Below are 17573 nucleotides of genomic sequence, written 5' to 3'. Positions count from 1 at the left end.
ACCAACCCTGGGCTTCGGACGCGTCTGCCTGGGCCGGCCAACGGCCGGCGGTACGAATTGCTACGTTGCCTTTGGGGTCGCGTTTAACCAACCCTGGGCTTCGGTGCGTCTCGGTAGCGCCGGCCGTTGGCCGGCCCAGGCGGTCCGTCACCGCGCGACCCGTCCGCCACTCCACGCGGGCCTTACGGGCCCGGGTGGTAGCATATCCCCCTGATTTCAGCGCCGAATCCCATGCTCAGTTTCTTCCGTCGCAAAAAGCCCCAGGACGCTCCGCAGGACGCGCCCAAGACCCAGCACTACAGCGCTGAGGAACTGGCCGCCGCGTTCCCGTCCGCCGCCACCGAGGCCGAGCCGGTCGTGCCGGCTGCCGCGCCCGCCGTCGAGCCCACGCCCATCGCAGCACCGGTGGCGACGCCCGGCGTAGACGCAGCCGTTCCCGTGAGCGCGCCAGCGGCCCAGGTCGATGCGCCCCGCATCGAAGCCGTGCAGGCGGCACCCACCCCGCTCTATCCGCCCTCGCCGGTCGTGGTCGCCACCGATATCGTGCAGGAAGCGGTGCAGCCGCTGGCCGCCCCGACCGCCTTCGATGAAGCGGCACCCGCCGCGCCCGGCAAGACCGGCTGGCGCGACCGCCTGCGCAACAGCGTCATCGCACGCAGCTTCGGCGGCCTGTTCTCGCGCAACCCCAAGCTCGACGACGACCTGCTCGATGAGCTGGAAACCGCCCTGATCACCGCCGATGTCGGCGTGGGTGCCACCACCGCACTGGTGGAAGGCCTGCGCAAGCGCATGAAGGCGCGCGAATTCACCGACGCCAACGCCTTGTTGAAGGCGCTGCGCGCCGACCTGATCGCGATCCTGCAGCCGGTCTCCCGCCCGTTGGTGGTCGACCGCAGCGCAAAGCCGTTCGTGATCCTCACCGTCGGCGTCAACGGCGTCGGCAAGACCACCACCATCGGCAAGCTGGCCAAGCGCTTCAAGGACGATGGCCACAGCCTGATGCTGGCCGCCGGCGATACCTTCCGCGCCGCCGCCGTGGCGCAGCTGCAGGCCTGGGGCGAGCGCAACGGCGTGGCCGTGGTCGCCCAGGGCCAGAACGCGGATGCCGCCTCGGTGGCATTCGATGCGCTGCAGGCCGGCAAGGCACGCGGCACCGAGGTGCTGATCGCCGATACCGCCGGCCGCCTGCATACCCAGGGCGGGCTGATGAACGAGCTGGGCAAGATCCGCCGCGTGCTGGGCAAGATCGATGAAAGCGCGCCGCACGAGGTGCTGATGGTCATTGATGGCACCACCGGCCAGAACGCGCTCTCGCAGCTGCGCCAGTTCCATGCAGCGGTCAATGTGACCGGCCTGGTGGTGACCAAGCTGGATGGCACCGCCAAGGGCGGCGTGGTGTTCGCGCTGGCGCGCGAATTCGGCATTCCGATCCGCTTCGCCGGCATCGGCGAGCGCCCCGAAGACCTGCGCGTGTTTGATCCGGAAGCGTTCGTGGATGCGTTGCTGCCGGAAGCGCTGGGCGGTTGATGTTGCCCGCCATCGCCGACGCGTTCGTCGACCGGCTGCTGCCGTGGTTCGACGGCCATGGCCGGCATGACCTGCCCTGGCAGCATCCGCGCACGCCGTACCGGGTGTGGTTGTCGGAAATCATGCTGCAGCAGACCCAGGTCGCCACGGTCATTCCGTACTTCCTGAAGTTTCTTGCCGTGTTCCCCACCCTGCCCGACCTCGCCGCCGCCAGCAACGACGCGGTGATGGCGCAGTGGGCCGGCTTGGGCTACTACGCCCGCGCGCGCAACCTGCATGCCGCCGCGCAGCGCTGTGTCGAACTGCACGGCGGCGAGCTGCCGCGCGACGTCGATGCACTGCATGCACTGCCGGGCATCGGCCGCAGCACCGCCGGTGCGATCCTCAGCCAGGCCTGGAACGACCGCTTCGCGATCCTCGATGGCAACGTCAAGCGCGTGCTCACCCGCTACCACGGCATCGAAGGATTCCCCGGCCTGCCGGCGGTGGAAAAGGTGTTGTGGGCGCTGGCAGAGCTGCACATGGAGCATGTCCCTGGCGGACGCTTGGCCGATTACACGCAGGCGCAGATGGACCTGGGCGCCACGGTCTGCACCCGCAGCCGGCCGGCCTGCGTGATCTGCCCGCTGCAGGACGACTGCGTGGCGCGCCGCGAAGGCCGCAGCGACCAGCTGCCCACCCCGAAGCCCAGCAAGGTCCTGCCCGAACGCGAGGCGGTGGCGCTGCTGCTGCGCGATGCACAGGGCCGCGTGCTGCTGCAGAAGCGCCCGGACACCGGCATCTGGGCGCAGCTGTGGACACTGCCGCAGGCCGACAGCGGCACCGCGCTGCAGGACTGGTTCGATGCGCACGTGTTGGGCTCACTGGAAGATGCCGAAGAGCTGCCGGTGCTGCAGCACACCTTCAGCCACTATCGCCTGCACCTGCAGATCCTGTCGCGGCAGGTGGATGGCCTGCGCAATGACATTGCTGGCCTGCGCTGGGTCCCGGCGCAGGAGCTGCCCAGCCTGGGTCTGCCCGCGCCGATCCGCAAACTGCTGGAAAACGGAAGTAGCCGTAAACTACGCGCTGCAACGACTTTGAAGAGGATCGAGTAGCCCATGGCCCGCACCGTTTTCTGCCAGTACGAACAACGCGACACCGAAGGGCTGGATTTCGTGCCCTATCCCGGCGAGCTGGGCCAGCGCATCTTCAATGGCATCGGCAAGACCGCCTGGGCCGCGTGGCTGGCGCACCAGACGATGCTGATCAACGAGAACCGGTTGTCGCCGCGCGATCCGAAGCATCGCGCGTTCCTGGAAGAAGAGCTGGTGAAGTACCTCTTCAGCGGTGGCGCCGAGAAGCCGGCCGGGTTCGTCCCCGAGGCCTGACAGCAGCGAACGACCTATTCCGCCGGCGGCGTTTGCCCCGCTTCGCGCTCCTGCACCTGCGCCTGGCGCATTTCCTGCTCCGAGGAGCGCAGCGCCTTGACGTCCAGCGGGCGGATCGCGCCGATGAAGCACGGGACACTTGGGCCGTGGTTGGGATCGCGGACCAGCACCCGGTCGAAGCGCGATGACACCTGGCCGGTCTGGCTGGTCAGCCCGATCGCGGTAGCGTAACTGAGCCCGTAGCACGGGCCGCGCAGTTCAATGAGATAGGCCTCGCTGGGGCGGGTCCACACCGCCAGCGCGCTGTCGCCCAGTTCGGTCCAGCCATTGAGCGAGCCGAAGTAGCGCATCGACGGTTGCGGCGGGCCGGCGTGCGCGCGGTACAGCTCCAGGCGTTCGGCGCTGCTCAGGCGGCCGGTGGCACAACCGGCCAGCACCAGGCCCATTGCAACGATGGCGACAAGCGTTTTCATGGCACCTCCGCGGTGGGGAACAAGGCGATCATGCACCCGCTGCCGCCGGCCCGCAGGTTCGGGCGGGCGGCTGTTCAGCTGCCAGCTCAGACCTCGGCGTGGGCCAGGGCGTGCAGCCGGCCTTCGCGCAGTTCCAGCACGCGGTCCAGCTTGCGCGCCAGGCTGCGGTCGTGGGTCACCAGCACCAGGCTGGTGTGGTGGGCGCGGTTGAGGTCCAGCATCAGCTCGAACACGGTTGCGGCGGTCTTGTCGTCCAGGTTGCCGGTCGGTTCGTCGCCCAGCACGCAGGCCGGGCGGTTGACCAGCGCACGGGCGACGGCGGCCCGCTGGCGCTCGCCACCGGACAGCTCGCCCGGCTTGTGCTCCAGGCGGTGGCCCAGGCCCACCGATTCCAGCAGTGCCTTTGCGCGTGACCGGGCATCGGCCACCTCTTCACCACCCAGCAGCACCGGCATCATCACGTTTTCCAGCGCGGTGAATTCAGGCAGCAGGTGGTGGAACTGGTACACGAAGCCCAGCGCGCGGTTGCGCAGGCGGCCGCGCTGGCTGTCGGACAGCGACGACATCTGGTTGCCGGCCACGAACACTTCGCCGGCGGTCGGCGTGTCCAGCCCGCCCAGCAGGTGCAACAGCGTGCTCTTGCCGGCGCCGGAGGCACCGATGATGGCGACCGTCTCGCCGGCGGCCACGCTCAGGTCCAGGCCATTGAACACCGGGGTCTGCATGCGGCCTTCGGCGTAGGTCTTGGCCAGCCCCTGCGCACGGATCACTTCGTCGCCGCGGTTGATCGGCTCATTCATAGCGCAGGGCCTCCGCCGGCTGGGTGCGGGCAGCGCGCCACGCGGGGTACAGGGTGGCCAGGAAGCTCATGACCAGCGCAATGACCGTGATGATGACGATGTCCGGGGTCTGCATGTCGGTCGGCAGGCCGGTGATGTAATAAACGTCTTCGGGCAGCAGCTTGACGTTGAACAGGGTCTCGATCGCACCAAGGATGCGCTCCAGGTTCAAGGTCAGGGTGATGCCGCCGACCACGCCGAGCACGGTGCCGAAGATGCCGATCAGCGAGCCCTGCACCATGAAGACCTGCATCACCCCGCCCGGGGTCAGGCCCAGGGTGCGCAGGATCGCGATGTCGGCCTGCTTGTCGGTGACCAGCATCACCTGCGAGGAGACCAGGTTGAACGCGCCCATGGCGATGATCAGCGAGAGCAGGATGCCCATCACCACTTTTTCCATGCGCAGCGAGTGGTACAGGTTGGCGTTCTGCTGGGTCCAGTCGCTGACCCGGTAGCCGCCGCGGAGGTTGTGGGCCAGGTCCACGCCCACGTCCAGCGCCTTGTCCATGTCATGCAGCTTCAGGCGCACGCCGGTGACCCCGTCCATGCGCAGCACGCGCTCGAGGTCGGCCATGTTGGCGTAGGCCACGCCGCGGTCGATTTCGTTGTAGCCGGCCTCGAAGATACCGCTGACGGTGAAGCGCTTCAGCCGGGGCATCGCGCCCATCGGGGTGCCCTGCACTTCTGCCAGGGTCACCAGCACGGTGTCGCCGACATCCACGCCCAGCCAGATCGCCAGTTCCTGGCCGACCAGCAGGTTGTAGCTGCCTTCCTTCAGGCTGTCGAAGCTGCCCTTCTTGAGCTTGGTGTTGATCACCGACACTGCCGGCTCCAGCGCCGGGTCGATGCCCTGCACGATCGCACCCTGCACGCGGGCGCCGCTGAGCATGGCCTGGATCTCGATGTACGGCGCGGCACCGGCCACGCGCGGATCCTTGTGGGCCACTTCCACCGCATGCTGCCAGTCCGCCATGGGCGCGCCGTCGGCGGTGATCGTGGTATGCGCGGTCATCTGCAGCAGGCGGTCGCGGATTTCCTTCTGGAAACCGCTCATTACCGCCAGCGTGGTGATCAGCACGGTCACGCCCAGCGCGATGCCGAGGATCGAGGCCATGGAGATGAAGGAGATGAAGCCGTTGCGGCGCTTGGCCCGCAGGTAACGCAGGCCGATGGCTACTGGTATGGGTTTGAACATGCAGGTACGCCGGACAATTCAGCCTATGGTGCCATCACGGAGGTGAACGCGGAATGGGACGGGCCCGGATCGCCAGTCGCAGTTCACGTCGGCGCGGCGGCGGCAGGGTGTCGGGCCAGAACAGGCAGGCCTGCCGGCGGCCGTGCTGGCGCCAGCTGAGCTGCAGGAGCGGGCCGCGGTCATGCAGGGAGATCCCCTCCACCGGTTCGCCATCGACCTGGGCCGGGCTGTCGCCGGGCGGAATCACGAAGGCACGCGGCCGTCGGCGGGCATGGCGCCAACCCTGCCAGGCGGTCCCCGCCCCGGCCGCCAGGCCCAGCGGCCACTGCGCGGCGGACGGCAGCGCGCTGGCCGTGGCTACCCAAGGCATCAGCAGCGCAAACAGAACGTGCGCGGCAACCTGCCAGCGCGAGGGGCGCCACTCAAGCCGGAAGGGCGCGGATCCGGGCGATGAGGTCGGTGAGCTCGGCATCCGGGCATACCTCGTAACCCATGAACCAGCGCCACAACTTATCGTCTTCGCAGTCGAGAAGCCGCAGGAAAACCTCGCGCTCTTCAGTGGGTGCAGTGGCCCATTGACGGTCGAGATAGCGCTCGAAAAGCTGGTCGAGCTCGCGCATGCCGCGGCGGCAGCGCCAGCGGAGTTTCTTGAGGAGGGTGGCTTCGTCCATTTCGGTGATTCCAGACTGGAGCACGTCATCCGGGTGCGCGGCAGTACACGGGCGCGTGGCGACGCGCTGAAAACAAAGGCGCCCCCTATGTCAAGGGGGCGCGGCTTCGCCGTCATGCCTTGGCAGCCACGCAGGGCGTGGCGCTACGATCAGGCGCGGCGCGCCATCATGAGCTTCTTGATCTCGGCGATCGCCAGCGCCGGGTTCAGGCCCTTCGGGCAGGTCCGGGCGCAGTTCATGATGGTGTGGCAGCGGTACAGCTTGAACGGGTCTTCCAGGTCGTCCAGGCGCGCACCGGTGTCTTCGTCGCGCGAGTCGACGATCCAACGGTAGGCCTGCAGCAGGATCGCCGGGCCCAGGTAACGCTCGCCGTTCCACCAGTAGCTCGGGCAGCTGGTCGAGCAGCACGCGCACAGGATGCACTCGTACAGGCCGTCCAGCTTCTTGCGGTCTTCCGGCGACTGCAGGCGCTCACGGTCCGGCGGCGGCGGGGTCTGGGTGCGGATCCACGGCTTGATCGAGGCGTACTGCGCGTAGAAGTGGGTCAGGTCCGGTACCAGGTCCTTGATCACGCTCATGTGCGGCAGCGGGTAGATCGGCACTTCGGCCTTGCCGCAGTCGGCGATGGCGCGGGTGCAGGCCAGCGTGTTGGTGCCGTCGATGTTCATCGCGCACGAACCGCAGATGCCCTCGCGGCACGAACGGCGGAAGGTCAGGGTCGGGTCGATCTCGTTCTTGATCTTGATCAGCGCGTCCAGGACCATCGGGCCGCAGGCGTCCAGATCGATCTCGTACGTATCGGTCCGCGGGTTGCTGTCGTCGTCGGGACTCCAGCGGTAGATCTTGAAGGTACGGGTGTTCTTCGCACCGCTCTTGGCGGGGAAGTGCTTGCCCTTTCCGATCTTGGAATTCTTTGGGAGGGAAAACTCGGCCATGGCTGTTCTCGTTGGCTCAGGCGGCTCGCGCTGCAATGCAGGCGCGGCTGGCTCGGAAGGTGAGGAAGTCGATCCGCATGGCGCTTAGTAGACGCGCGGCTTGGGCGGGACCACGTCCACGTCCTTGCTCAGCGTGTACATGTGCACCGGGCGGTAATCGAAGCTGCACTTGCCGTTGTCGTCGACATTGACCAGCGTGTGCTTCTGCCAGTTGACGTCGTCGCGGTCCGGGAAGTCCTCGTGCGCGTGTGCGCCACGGCTTTCCTTGCGCTGTTCGGCCGAGTTGATCGTCGCCACCGCGTTGAGCAGCAGGTTGTTCAGCTCGTAGGTTTCGATCAGGTCCGAGTTCCACACCAGCGAACGGTCCGACACCTTGACGTCCTGGAAGGAGTCGAAGATCTCCGACATCTTGGCGCAGCCCTCTTCCAGCGTCTTGCTGGTACGGAACACCGCCGCGTCGTTCTGCATGGTGCGCTGCATGCGGTCGCGGATGACCGAGGTCGGAGTGTCGCCGTTGGCGTAACGCAGCTTGTCCAGCAGGCCCAGCGCCTTGTCGCACGCATCCGACGCCAGCGTCTTGTGCGGCTGGCCCGGCTTGATGGTGTCGGCGCAGCGGTTGGCCACCGCACGACCGAACACGACCAGGTCGAGCAGCGAGTTGGAGCCCAGGCGGTTGGCGCCGTGCACCGACACGCAGGCCGCTTCGCCGATGGCGTACAGGCCCGGCACCACGGCATCGGGGTCGTCGCCGACCTTGCGCACCACTTCACCGTGGTAGTTGGTCGGGATGCCACCCATGTTGTAGTGCACGGTCGGGATGACCGGGATCGGCTGCTTGTGCACGTCCACGCCGGCGAAGATCCGCGCGCTTTCGGCAATGCCGGGCAGCTTGTCGTCGATCACGCCCGGGCCGAGGTGGGTCAGGTCGAGCAGGATGTGGTCCTTGTGCTCGCCGACGCCGCGGCCTTCGCGGATTTCGATGGTCATCGAACGCGACACCACGTCGCGCGAGGCCAGGTCCTTGTAATGCGGTGCGTAGCGCTCCATGAAGCGCTCGCCGTTGCTGTTGCGCAGGATGCCGCCTTCGCCGCGCACGCCTTCGGTGATCAGGCAGCCCGCACCGTAGATGCCGGTGGGGTGGAACTGCACGAACTCCATGTCCTGCATCGGCAGGCCGGCACGCATGACCAGACCGCCGCCGTCGCCGGTGCAGGTGTGGGCCGAGGTGGCGCTGAAGTAGGCACGGCCGTAGCCGCCGGTGGCCAGCACCACGCCGTGGGCGCGGAACAGGTGCAGCGAGCCGTCGGCCATGTCCAGCGCGAGCACGCCGCGGCACACGCCTTCCTCATCGAAGATCAGGTCGAGCGCGAAGTACTCGATCATGAAGCGCGCGTTGTGCGCCAGCGACTGCTGGTACAGCGTGTGCAGCATGGCGTGGCCGGTACGGTCGGCGGCGGCGCAGGTGCGCTGCGCGGACGGGCCTTCGCCGTACTTGGTGGTCATGCCACCGAACGGGCGCTGGTAGATCTTGCCGTCTTCGGTGCGGCTGAACGGCACACCGTAGTGTTCCAGTTCGATGATGGCCGGAATCGCTTCGCGGCACATGTATTCGATCGCGTCCTGGTCGCCCAGCCAATCCGACCCCTTGATGGTGTCGAAGAAGTGGTAACGCCAGTCGTCTTCACCCATGTTGCCCAGCGCGGCGGAAATACCGCCCTGCGCGGCCACGGTGTGCGAACGGGTCGGGAAGACCTTGGTCAGGCAGACCGTCTGCAGGCCCTTGGCGGCCAGGCCGAACGTGGCACGCAGGCCGGCGCCGCCGGCGCCCACCACGACCATGTCGTATTTGTGTTCCGTAATCTTGTAAGCGGACATCTACTCTGGATTCCTGTCTTGGTGCCTGACTCAGGCAACGCCGAGCGCAATGCGGGCGACCGCAAAAACACTGACGATCGCGCCCAGCACGGCAATGAACTTCACCGTGGTCTGCAGCGCCAGGGCCAGCAACGAATTATGGATGTAGTCTTCCAGCACGACCTGCAGGCCCAGCTGGGCGTGCCAGAACATGGCCACCAGGAAGCCCACCAGCAGCACCGCGTTCCACGGCTTGGACACCGCGTCGGCGGCGGTCACGTAATCGGCGTTGACCAGGCTCAGCACGAAGATGAGGAACCAGATGGTCAGCGGGACCAGCGCGGTGGCGGTCAGGCGCTGCAGCACGAAGTGTTCGGTGCCGGTCTTGGCCGCGCCCAGGCCACGCACGTTCTTCAACGGGGTACGGAACTTGTTCATGCGGTCGCTCCCATGAAGACATAGGCCCAGACCAGCGCGGTGATCACCAGGCTGGCGATGACCGACATCCAGCTGCTGCGCACGAAGGCCGGAATGCTGAAGCCGATCGCGAAGTCCTGCACGATATGGCGGATGCCATTGCACAGGTGGTAGGCGAAGGACCAGGTCCAGGCGAACAGGAACAGCTTTCCGTACCAGCTGCCGGCGTGGCCGGTGAAGCAGTTCCAGGATTCAGGACCCATCATCAGGGCGAGCAGGCCGCCAGCGATGATCAGGGCTCCAACAGACAGAAAGATGCCGGTGGCTCGATGCAGGATCGAGGTGGCCATCTGAATCTGCCAGCGATACACCTGAAGGTGCGGGGAAAGGGGACGTTCTCTGGCGGCCATTCGCTGGGCTCGTTGTCTCGGCTGGGCGGCACAATTGCCGCGTTGGCTCAATGCTGATCAGAAATCGATGCAGCGTCCGTTTTTCTCCCAATCGCCATACCGCACCGGATCCAGTCCGCCGCGGCCACCGATCTCCACAGGCGCCACCGGCGTAACGGCGAGCGGCTGCTCCTCCGGTACCAGCGGGGCTTCAGGATCGATATCGGGAGTGGGGGTTGTTTGGCCTATCATGGGTGGTCTCGCAACGCACAAATTTTAGACCCCGTTCACGTGCCTGACAACCTGCCCTTCGATTTCAGTGGTTTTCCGCGCCTTTCCGGTCACGCGCTGCTCAGCCTGCGCGGTGTGGATGCGGCGGCGTTCGCCCATGCCCAGTTCGCCAGCGATGTCACCGCCCTGCCCGTCCGGCACTGGCAGTGGAGCGCCTGGCTGAGCGCCAAGGGCCGCACCCTTGCTGTGTTTCAGCTGTTGAAGCTGGACCAGGAGCACGTACTGCTGGTGCTGGCCGACGGCGACACCGATGCGATTGCGTCGCAGTTACAGCGCTTCGTGTTCCGCCGCAAGGTCAAGATCGAGGTGCGTACCGATCTTGAGGTGGCCGGCAGCTTCACCGCGCCGGAAGCGGCGTCTGGCGCGGCAGTTGCGCTGGAGGGTGACGCGCTGGAGCTGGATGTGGGCAGCGATGCCTTGCCGCGGACACTGAAGATCGCACCCGTGCCGGCGGATGCATCGCCGGCCGATGCCGCGTTTGAACTGGCCTGGCGCCAGTCCGACCTGCGCTACGGCGTGCCGCGCCTGGATGCCGACCAGCGCGAAACCTGGACCCCGCAGCAGCTGGGGCTGGACCGCCTGAACGGCTACAGCGTCAAGAAGGGCTGCTACCCGGGCCAGGAAATCGTGGCCCGCACCCATTTCCTGGGCAAGGCCAAGCGCGCCCTGCAGCTGCTGCGCGTGGCCGATGGCACCGCCAGTGGCGCGAAGGTCGAGCAGAACGGCGCCGCCGTTGGCACGGTGGCGAGCGTGGCCGGAGACCTGGCGCTGGCGGTACTGCCGCTGGAGATGGCCGAGGGGGCATTGAGCGTTGGCGGCGCCGAAGCCCACGGCGTTCCATTGCTGGACGGCCTCGCCCGTTGACGGGCGACACGACCAACGGTCGTGTCCTACCAACTTTCCGTCTCCCGGTAGGTCACGACCGTTGGTCGTGACCGGATCCATCACACGTCGTGGTTCAACCGCTCGCCGGAATCCGCATCGAAGAAATGCAGCCCCTGCGGCTGGATCGCCACGCGGATGGTGCCGCCCACCGCCGGCAATGCCTGCGGTGCCACGCGCATCACCAGCGCCTGGTCGCCATGGGTCATGTTGACGAAGATCTCGTTGCCCACCGGCTCGATGCCGTCGATGGTCGCTTCAAACGCGTTGGCATCGCCCGGCACGGCCGGCTGCAGATGCTCCGGCCGGACCCCGACCGCCAACGTCCGCCCGATCCAGGATGGGTCGATGGTCGCAGCGCCCAGCGGCGCGCGCAGCGTGCCTTCCTGCACTACTACCCCGCCATCCACGCGCTGGAGCGTGCCGCGCAGCACGTTCATCGCAGGGCTGCCGAGGAAGCCGGCCACGAACAGGTTGGCCGGGCGGTCGTACAGCGCCATCGGCGTGTCGATCTGCTGGATCACCCCGTCCTTGAGCACCACGATCCGCTGGCCCAGGGTCATCGCTTCCACCTGGTCGTGGGTCACGTAGATCATCGTGGTGCCCAGCTTGCGGTGCAGCTGCGCGATCTCGGTGCGCACGCTGTGGCGCAGCTTGGCATCCAGGTTCGAGAGCGGCTCATCGAGCAGGAACACCGCCGGTTCGCGCACCAGCGCACGCCCCAGCGCCACGCGCTGGCGTTGGCCGCCGGACATCGCCTTGGGCAGCTTGTCGAGCATCTCGGTCAGGCCCAGCGTCTGCGCAGCGTCGTTCACGCGCTTGGCGATGGTCGCCTTGTCGTGGCCGCGCAGCTTCAGGCCGAAGGCCAGGTTCTCGGCCACGGTCATGTGCGGGTACAGCGCATAGCTCTGGAACACCATGGCGATATCACGGTCCTTCGGCGCCACGTCGTTGACCACGCGGTCGCCGATGCTCAGCGTGCCACCGCTGATTTCCTCAAGGCCGGCGACCATGCGCAGCAGGGTCGACTTGCCACACCCCGACGGCCCCACCAGGACCATCAATTCCCCATCGGCCACTTCAAAGGTCGCGCCCTGGACGGCCACCTGGCCGTTGTCGTACACCTTGCGCACGCCCTGCAACTGCACTTTTGCCATATCACCCATTCCAGTCCGCCCGCTGCCGGGCTGTTGATGCGGAACTGCCTTCGGCCCTCCCGATGGCAGGTCGATGGCGTGGTGCCGCATGACGGCGACCACTGCAATCGAATACAGTCTGCTCATTCTGCCATGTAAACGTTTTCACGTGGCAGTATCCAATGGTCGGTCATGACCGCGTCGCCGTCAGGACGTGACATGCCCCATGATGGGCGGGCCCGCACCTGTTCATGTTGCGATTGCAGCAACCGGACACCGCGGCCAGCTTGACCCCCGAGAACATAGACGAGAAGCGATTGACAACGATGTCACCCGGATCTGAAACTCGAGCGATGCACGATACCCTCTTCCTGTTTGGCGCCACCGGCGACCTCGCCCAGCGCTACCTGTTCCCTTCGTTGCTGCGCCTGCTGGGTGACGGCCTGCTGCCGGAAGACTTCAAGGTCCGCGCACTGGCACTGTCCCCGCACGACACCGACGCGTTCCGCCAGATCCTGCGCCCGCGCCTGCAGCAGGCGATGCCGGCGGCCAGCCTGGATGACATCCAGTCGCTGCTGGACCGCATCGACTACCGTTCGGTGGACCTGCGCGATCCGCAGTCGGTGGCCGACTCGGTCAGCGACCTGGTCGACCGCAAGTGCGTGAGCTACCTGGCCATTCCGCCGGGCCTGTACATCTCCACCTGCGAGGGCCTGGCCCTGGGGGGCGCGCTGGCCGCGCCGGCGCGCCTGATGCTGGAAAAGCCGATCGGCAGCGACAGCGCCAGCGCCGAACAGATCCTGACCACCATCGGCCAGTGGATCGACGAAGACCGCGTGTTCCGCCTGGACCATTACCTGGGCAAGGCGGCGGTGCAGAACCTGATCGCCCTGCGCTTCGGCAACACGCTGCTTGAGGCGGTGTGGAACCGCAACTACATCGAATCGGTGCACATCCTGGTCGCCGAGAGCGAAGGCGTGGATGGCCGCGATGCCTACTACGCGCGTTCGGGCGCGCTGCGCGACATGGTCCAGAGCCACATCCTGCAGCTGTTGTGCCTGGTGGCGATGGAACCACCGGCGTCGCTGGAAGCCGACCGCATCCGCGATGAGAAGGTCAAGGTGCTGCGTGCGCTGCGACCGCTGGATGCCAAGCATGCCGCGCGCGACAGCGTGCGCGGCCGCTACACCGCCGGCACCATCAACGGCCAGCCCGCGCAGGCCTACCAGCCGCCGGAAGGCAGCGATGTGGAAACCTTCGCCGGGGTCACCGCGCATATCGACAACTGGCGCTGGTCCGGGGTGCCGTTCCACCTGGTCACCGGCAAGCGCCTGGCCGAGCGCACCACCCGCGTGGTGGTCAACCTCAAGCCGGTCACGCATTGGCTGTTCGAACGGCCCGACCGGGCAAACGCCACGCCCAATCGCATCACCTTCCAGCTGCAGCCGCAGGAAAACATCGAGCTGGGCCTGATGAGCAGCCTGGCGGGCCCGGAGTGGGGCGCGCTGGAACTGCACCCGCTGGAACTGGAACTGTCCGTGCCGACCGGCCTGCACCGCCGCATCGCCTACGAGCGCCTGTTCCTGGATGCCTTCAACGGCAACCATGCGCTGTTCGTGCGCGACGATGAAGTGCGTGCCGCCTGGGCCTGGATCGACAGCGTCAGCGATGCCTGGAAGGAAGCGCAGCTGCCGCTGCAGCCCTACCCGGCCGGCGAATGGGGTCCGGAACAGGCGTTCGGCTTCCTGCCGGCCGATGTGGATGCCGAGGCCAACCGCAAGGATCGCGCATGACGGTGTCGACCCAACCGGCGCTGGTGGCCGATATCGGGGGCACCAACGCCCGCTTCGCGCTGGCCGACACAAGCCTGGCCGCGCCGCTGCTGAAGGACAGCATCCGCGAATTCGTGGTCGCCGATTTCCCGTCGCTGGGCGATGCCGCACGGCATTACCTGGAGCAGATCGGCGCCGAAGCACGCCGCGGCGTATTCGCCGTGGCCGGCCGCGTCGATGGTGACGAGGCGCGCATCACCAACCACCCGTGGGTGATCTCGCGCATGCGCACCGCGCACATGCTCGGCTTCGATGGCCTGCACCTGATCAACGACTTCGCCGCGCAGGCGATGGCGATCTCGCTGCTGCAGCCGCAGGACGTGGTCCAGGTCGGCGGCGCGGCGTGGGTACCGGGCCAGCCCGGCCAGCCACGCAACTACGCGGTGATCGGCCCGGGCACCGGGCTGGGCGTGGGCGGGCTGATCCTGCGCCACGGCCGCTGCTACCCGCTGGAAACCGAAGGTGGCCACGTCAGCTTCCCGCCCGGCACGCCGGAGGAGATCCGCATCCTGGAGATCCTGTCCGAGCAGTTCGGCCGCGTCTCGAATGAACGCCTGATCTGCGGGCCGGGCCTGGTCAACATCCATCGCGCGGTCTGCGAGATGGCCGATGTCGACCCGGGCCAGCTGCAGCCGGTGGACGTCACCGCGCGCGCCCTGCATGGCGATCCGCAGGCGATGCGCACGGTGGACCTGTTCTGCGCGGTGTTCGGCGCCATTGCCGGCGACCTGGTGCTGATCCAGGGCGCGTGGGACGGCGTGTTCCTGACCGGCGGGCTGGTGCCGAAGATGCTCGATTCCCTTCAGCATTCCGGCTTCCGCCAGCGCTTCGAACACAAGGGCCGGTTCTCGTCGATCATGGCCCGGGTGCCGTCGCTGGCGGTGATGCACCCGCACGCGGGCCTGCTGGGCGCGGCCGCCTACGCAGCCGACCTCGAACGCGACCTGCCAGGAGGCGCCGCATGAACGCACTTGAAGATTCCAACCGCTTCACCCTGATCCGGCACACCGACGCCGATGCGTGGATCGAGACGATCGCAGCCGAAATGGCGCAGATCCTCAACCATGACATCGATGCTGCCGGCCGGGCCCGGATGCTGCTCTCCGGCGGCACCACGCCGGCACCGGTGTACCAGGCGCTGGCCGAACTGGAAGTGCAGTGGGACCGGGTCGAAGTCAGCCTGGTCGACGAGCGCTGGCTGTCGCCGCAGGACCGCGACAGCAATGCCTGGCTGGTTCGCCAGAGCCTGCTCAACCGCGCCGAGGGCGCACACTTCGATCCGCTGGTGCGGGTGGGCAAGCCGTTGCCGGAATGCGTCTACACCGCCAACCTGCAGGCGCAGCACACCGAGGCACCGTCGCTGGCGGTGTTCGGCATGGGCAATGACGGGCATACGGCATCGCTGTTCCCCGGCTCGAAGGACCTGGCCCGCGCGCTGGAAAGCACCCTGCCCTACGCCGCGCTGGATGCCACCGGCTGCCCGGGATCGAACCAGTGGCCGCTGCGCATCACGCTGACACCGCACGGCATGCGCCAGTGCCGCCAGCGGCTGCTGCTGCTGCGCGGCAAGCAGAAGCTGGAAGTGCTCAAGCAGGCGCTGGAAAGTAACAACGCAGCGCTGTATCCCATTCTCAACGCGATCGATCTCGATGGCCGCCCGACGCTGCGCATCCACTGGTGCGACTGATTCGATGCCGCTGTCATTCCGTTCGCCCTCTCATAGCCGGTAGCCAATGAGCCTGCACCCCAAACTCCATGCCATCACCGAGCGCATCGTCCAGCGCAGTGCCGCGTCGCGCGCTGCGTACCTGGCGGGCATCGACGCCGCGCTGCGCGACGGTCCGTTCCGTTCGCGCCTGAGCTGCGGCAACCTGGCCCACGGCTTTGCGGCCTGTGGCCCGACCGACAAGAGCCGCCTGCGCGGCGGGGTCACGCCGAACCTGGGCATCATCACTGCCTACAACGACATGCTGTCGGCGCACCAGCCGTTCGAGCATTACCCTGAAATCCTGCGCGAGACCGCGCGTTCGGTGGGCGCGACGGCGCAGGTCGCCGGCGGCGTGCCGGCGATGTGCGACGGGGTCACGCAGGGCCGTGGCGGCATGGAGCTGTCGCTGTTCTCGCGCGATGTGATCGCGCAGTCCACGGCGATCGGGTTGAGCCATGACATGTTCGACAGCACGGTCTACCTGGGCGTGTGCGACAAGATCGTGCCGGGCCTGCTGATCGGCGCGCTGGCGTTCGGTCACCTGCCGGCGATCTTCCTGCCAGCCGGGCCGATGACGCCGGGCATTCCGAACAAGCAGAAGGCCGAGGTGCGCGAGCGCTACGCGGCGGGCCTGGCCACGCGCGAGGAGCTGCTGGAAGCCGAAGCGGCGTCGTACCACGGGGTGGGCACGTGCACGTTCTACGGCACGGCCAATTCGAACCAGACGCTGCTGGAAGCGATGGGCGTGCAGCTGCCGGGCGCGTCGTTCGTGAATCCGGAAACGCCGCTGCGCGATGCGCTGACGCGGCATGCGGCGGTGCGTGCGCTGGAAATCTGTGCGCTGGGCGATGATTTCCGGCCGCTGGGCCGGTTGATCGATGAGCGCGCGATCGTCAATGCGGTAGTCACGCTGATGGCCACGGGCGGTTCGACCAACCACACGATCCACTGGATCGCGGTGGCGCGGGCGGCGGGCATCGTGCTGACGTGGGACGACATGGACCAGCTGTCGCAGCTGGTGCCGCTGCTGGCGCGGGTGTACCCGAACGGCGAGGCGGACGTGAACCGCTTCGCGGCGGCAGGCGGTACGGCGTTCGTGTTCCGTGAGCTGATGGACGCGGGGCTGATGCACGCGGACCTGGTGACGGTGGCCGAAGGTGGCATGCGCCAGTACACGCAGGATCCGGCGCTGCGCGACGGTGCGCTGACGTGGATCGAGGGCATTGCCGAGAGCGCGGACCGTGAGGTGGTGCGTGGGGTGGCCGAGCCGTTCGAGGCCCAGGGTGGGCTGCGGCTGCTGCGCGGCAACCTGGGCCGTTCGCTGATCAAGCTGTCGGCGGTGAAGCCGCAGTACCGGACGATCGAGGCGCCGGCGGTGGTGGTGGATGCGCCGCAGGTGCTGAACAAGCTGCATGCGGCGGGAATGTTGCCGCAGGATTTCGTGGCGGTGGTGCGTTATCAGGGCCCGCGTGCGAACGGGATGCCGGAGCTGCATTCGCTGGCGCCATTGCTGGGGCTGCTGCAGAACCAGGGCCGGCGTGTTGCGCTGGTGACGGATGGTCGCTTGTCGGGCGCGTCGGGCAAGTTCCCGGCGGCAATCCACATGACGCCGGAAGCCTCGCGCGGTGGTCCGCTGGGGCGGGTGCGCGAGGGCGACATCATCCGGCTGGATGGTGAGGCGGGCACGCTGGAGGTGCTGGTGGACGCGGCCGAATGGGCAGCGCGCGAGCAGGCACCGAACACGGCACCTGCGGCGAACGATCTGGGCCGCAACCTGTTCGCGATGAACCGCCGCCTGGTGGGTCCGGCCGACCAGGGCGCGATTTCGATTTCGTGCGGTCCGGCGGCTGACGACGGCGACATGTGGAATTACGACGCGGAGTATGACCTCGGGAATGACGCTGCTGCTGCGCTTGCGCCGCACGAGTCGAAGGACGCCTGACGGTTCTACTGCGAAGAGCGGCGGTTGAGTCTGCGTGGGTGAGGCAGCGGCGGGGGTCCCCTACGGGACACGCCGTGAACCCATCCATGGGGGCTCGTAGAAAACATCCATG

The 17573-nt window shown here is 67.4% G+C and carries 19 protein-coding genes; 8 read left to right on the top strand and 11 right to left on the bottom strand.

Annotation, left to right across the window (positions count from 1 at the left end; all coding sequences use genetic code 11):
* Positions 1–231 precede the first annotated feature (231 nt).
* From ftsY to AC06E7_RS15010, 3 genes are read left to right on the top strand one after another with little or no spacing between them, the layout of a single operon-like run.
* Positions 232–1527 carry a signal recognition particle-docking protein FtsY gene (gene ftsY, locus AC06E7_RS15020; protein WP_478065178.1) on the top strand — a complete coding sequence of 432 codons (1296 nt, stop codon included), beginning with the start codon at positions 232–234 and terminating at the stop codon, positions 1525–1527.
* Positions 1527–2624 (top strand): A/G-specific adenine glycosylase, encoded by a 1098-nt coding sequence (gene mutY / locus AC06E7_RS15015; protein WP_478065177.1) that lies wholly within the window; start codon positions 1527–1529, stop codon positions 2622–2624. Before ftsY ends, mutY begins: the two co-directional genes overlap by 1 nt.
* Positions 2625–2627: 3 nt before the next feature.
* On the top strand, positions 2628–2897 hold the full coding sequence (locus AC06E7_RS15010) for an oxidative damage protection protein (protein ID WP_068851029.1): 270 nt from the start codon (positions 2628–2630) through the stop codon (positions 2895–2897).
* 14 nt (positions 2898–2911) lie between these two features.
* On the opposite strand, the gene AC06E7_RS15005 is transcribed toward AC06E7_RS15010, so the two are convergent.
* The 10 genes from AC06E7_RS15005 to AC06E7_RS14960 all read right to left on the bottom strand — a co-directional run bounded on the left by AC06E7_RS15005 (position 2912) and on the right by AC06E7_RS14960 (position 9922).
* The gene (locus AC06E7_RS15005; RefSeq protein ID WP_093534169.1) at positions 2912–3370 is read right to left on the bottom strand and encodes a DUF6491 family protein; all 459 of its coding nucleotides are present in this window, start codon (positions 3368–3370) and stop codon (positions 2912–2914) included.
* 86 nt (positions 3371–3456) lie between these two features.
* Positions 3457–4170 (bottom strand): lipoprotein-releasing ABC transporter ATP-binding protein LolD, encoded by a 714-nt coding sequence (gene lolD / locus AC06E7_RS15000; protein WP_068851023.1) that lies wholly within the window; start codon positions 4168–4170, stop codon positions 3457–3459.
* A complete protein-coding gene (locus tag AC06E7_RS14995) occupies positions 4163–5404 on the bottom strand; it encodes a lipoprotein-releasing ABC transporter permease subunit (RefSeq protein ID WP_184124046.1) in 1242 nt (413 codons plus the stop codon). Before AC06E7_RS14995 ends, lolD begins: the two co-directional genes overlap by 8 nt.
* 34 nt (positions 5405–5438) lie before the next feature.
* Positions 5439–5774, bottom strand: a complete 336-nt coding sequence (locus AC06E7_RS14990; RefSeq protein ID WP_093534167.1) for a hypothetical protein — start codon at positions 5772–5774, stop codon at positions 5439–5441.
* 52 nt (positions 5775–5826) lie between these two features.
* The gene (locus AC06E7_RS14985) at positions 5827–6075 is read right to left on the bottom strand and encodes an FAD assembly factor SdhE (protein WP_184124050.1); all 249 of its coding nucleotides are present in this window, start codon (positions 6073–6075) and stop codon (positions 5827–5829) included.
* Positions 6076–6224: 149 nt separating this feature from the next.
* Positions 6225–7010 carry a succinate dehydrogenase iron-sulfur subunit gene (locus tag AC06E7_RS14980; protein ID WP_093534163.1) on the bottom strand — a complete coding sequence of 262 codons (786 nt, stop codon included), beginning with the start codon at positions 7008–7010 and terminating at the stop codon, positions 6225–6227.
* A gap of 84 nt (positions 7011–7094) precedes the next feature.
* Positions 7095–8885, bottom strand: coding sequence for a succinate dehydrogenase flavoprotein subunit (gene sdhA, locus AC06E7_RS14975; RefSeq protein WP_095364170.1), 1791 nt, complete (start codon positions 8883–8885; stop codon positions 7095–7097).
* Between the two features lie 30 nt (positions 8886–8915).
* A complete protein-coding gene (sdhD, locus tag AC06E7_RS14970; RefSeq protein WP_068851005.1) occupies positions 8916–9302 on the bottom strand; it encodes a succinate dehydrogenase, hydrophobic membrane anchor protein in 387 nt (128 codons plus the stop codon).
* Entirely contained in the window at positions 9299–9691 is a 393-nt protein-coding gene (gene sdhC, locus AC06E7_RS14965; protein ID WP_068851002.1) for a succinate dehydrogenase, cytochrome b556 subunit, read from the bottom strand. The genes sdhD and sdhC overlap by 4 nt, the downstream gene beginning before the upstream one ends.
* A gap of 57 nt (positions 9692–9748) precedes the next feature.
* Positions 9749–9922, bottom strand: coding sequence for a DUF1674 domain-containing protein (locus tag AC06E7_RS14960; protein ID WP_083214109.1), 174 nt, complete (start codon positions 9920–9922; stop codon positions 9749–9751).
* Between the two features lie 39 nt (positions 9923–9961).
* Between AC06E7_RS14960 and ygfZ the strand changes: the two genes are divergently transcribed.
* Positions 9962–10825 carry a CAF17-like 4Fe-4S cluster assembly/insertion protein YgfZ gene (ygfZ, locus tag AC06E7_RS14955; RefSeq protein WP_478065176.1) on the top strand — a complete coding sequence of 288 codons (864 nt, stop codon included), beginning with the start codon at positions 9962–9964 and terminating at the stop codon, positions 10823–10825.
* Between the two features lie 80 nt (positions 10826–10905).
* Here ygfZ and AC06E7_RS14950 read toward each other — a convergent pair whose 3' ends face one another.
* The gene (locus AC06E7_RS14950) at positions 10906–12000 is read right to left on the bottom strand and encodes an ABC transporter ATP-binding protein (RefSeq protein ID WP_478065175.1); all 1095 of its coding nucleotides are present in this window, start codon (positions 11998–12000) and stop codon (positions 10906–10908) included.
* A 332-nt stretch (positions 12001–12332) separates the two neighbouring features.
* On the opposite strand from AC06E7_RS14950, the gene zwf reads away from it, so the two are divergent.
* Genes zwf through edd form a run of 4 tightly spaced genes read left to right on the top strand, consistent with a single transcriptional unit; the run spans position 12333 to position 17461 of the window.
* Complete coding sequence (gene zwf, locus AC06E7_RS14945; protein ID WP_068850996.1) at positions 12333–13772, top strand: glucose-6-phosphate dehydrogenase; 1440 nt, start codon at positions 12333–12335, stop codon at positions 13770–13772.
* Positions 13769–14776, top strand: coding sequence for a glucokinase (gene glk / locus AC06E7_RS14940; RefSeq protein ID WP_068850993.1), 1008 nt, complete (start codon positions 13769–13771; stop codon positions 14774–14776). Before zwf ends, glk begins: the two co-directional genes overlap by 4 nt.
* Positions 14773–15498 carry a 6-phosphogluconolactonase gene (pgl, locus tag AC06E7_RS14935; protein ID WP_478065174.1) on the top strand — a complete coding sequence of 242 codons (726 nt, stop codon included), beginning with the start codon at positions 14773–14775 and terminating at the stop codon, positions 15496–15498. Before glk ends, pgl begins: the two co-directional genes overlap by 4 nt.
* Before the next feature lie 46 nt (positions 15499–15544).
* Positions 15545–17461 (top strand): phosphogluconate dehydratase, encoded by a 1917-nt coding sequence (edd, locus tag AC06E7_RS14930; RefSeq protein WP_478065173.1) that lies wholly within the window; start codon positions 15545–15547, stop codon positions 17459–17461.
* Positions 17462–17573 lie beyond the last annotated feature (112 nt).

Source organism: Stenotrophomonas sp. Steno-Z4 (assembly GCF_056393145.1).
This window is presented reverse-complemented; position numbering and strand designations above follow the sequence as displayed.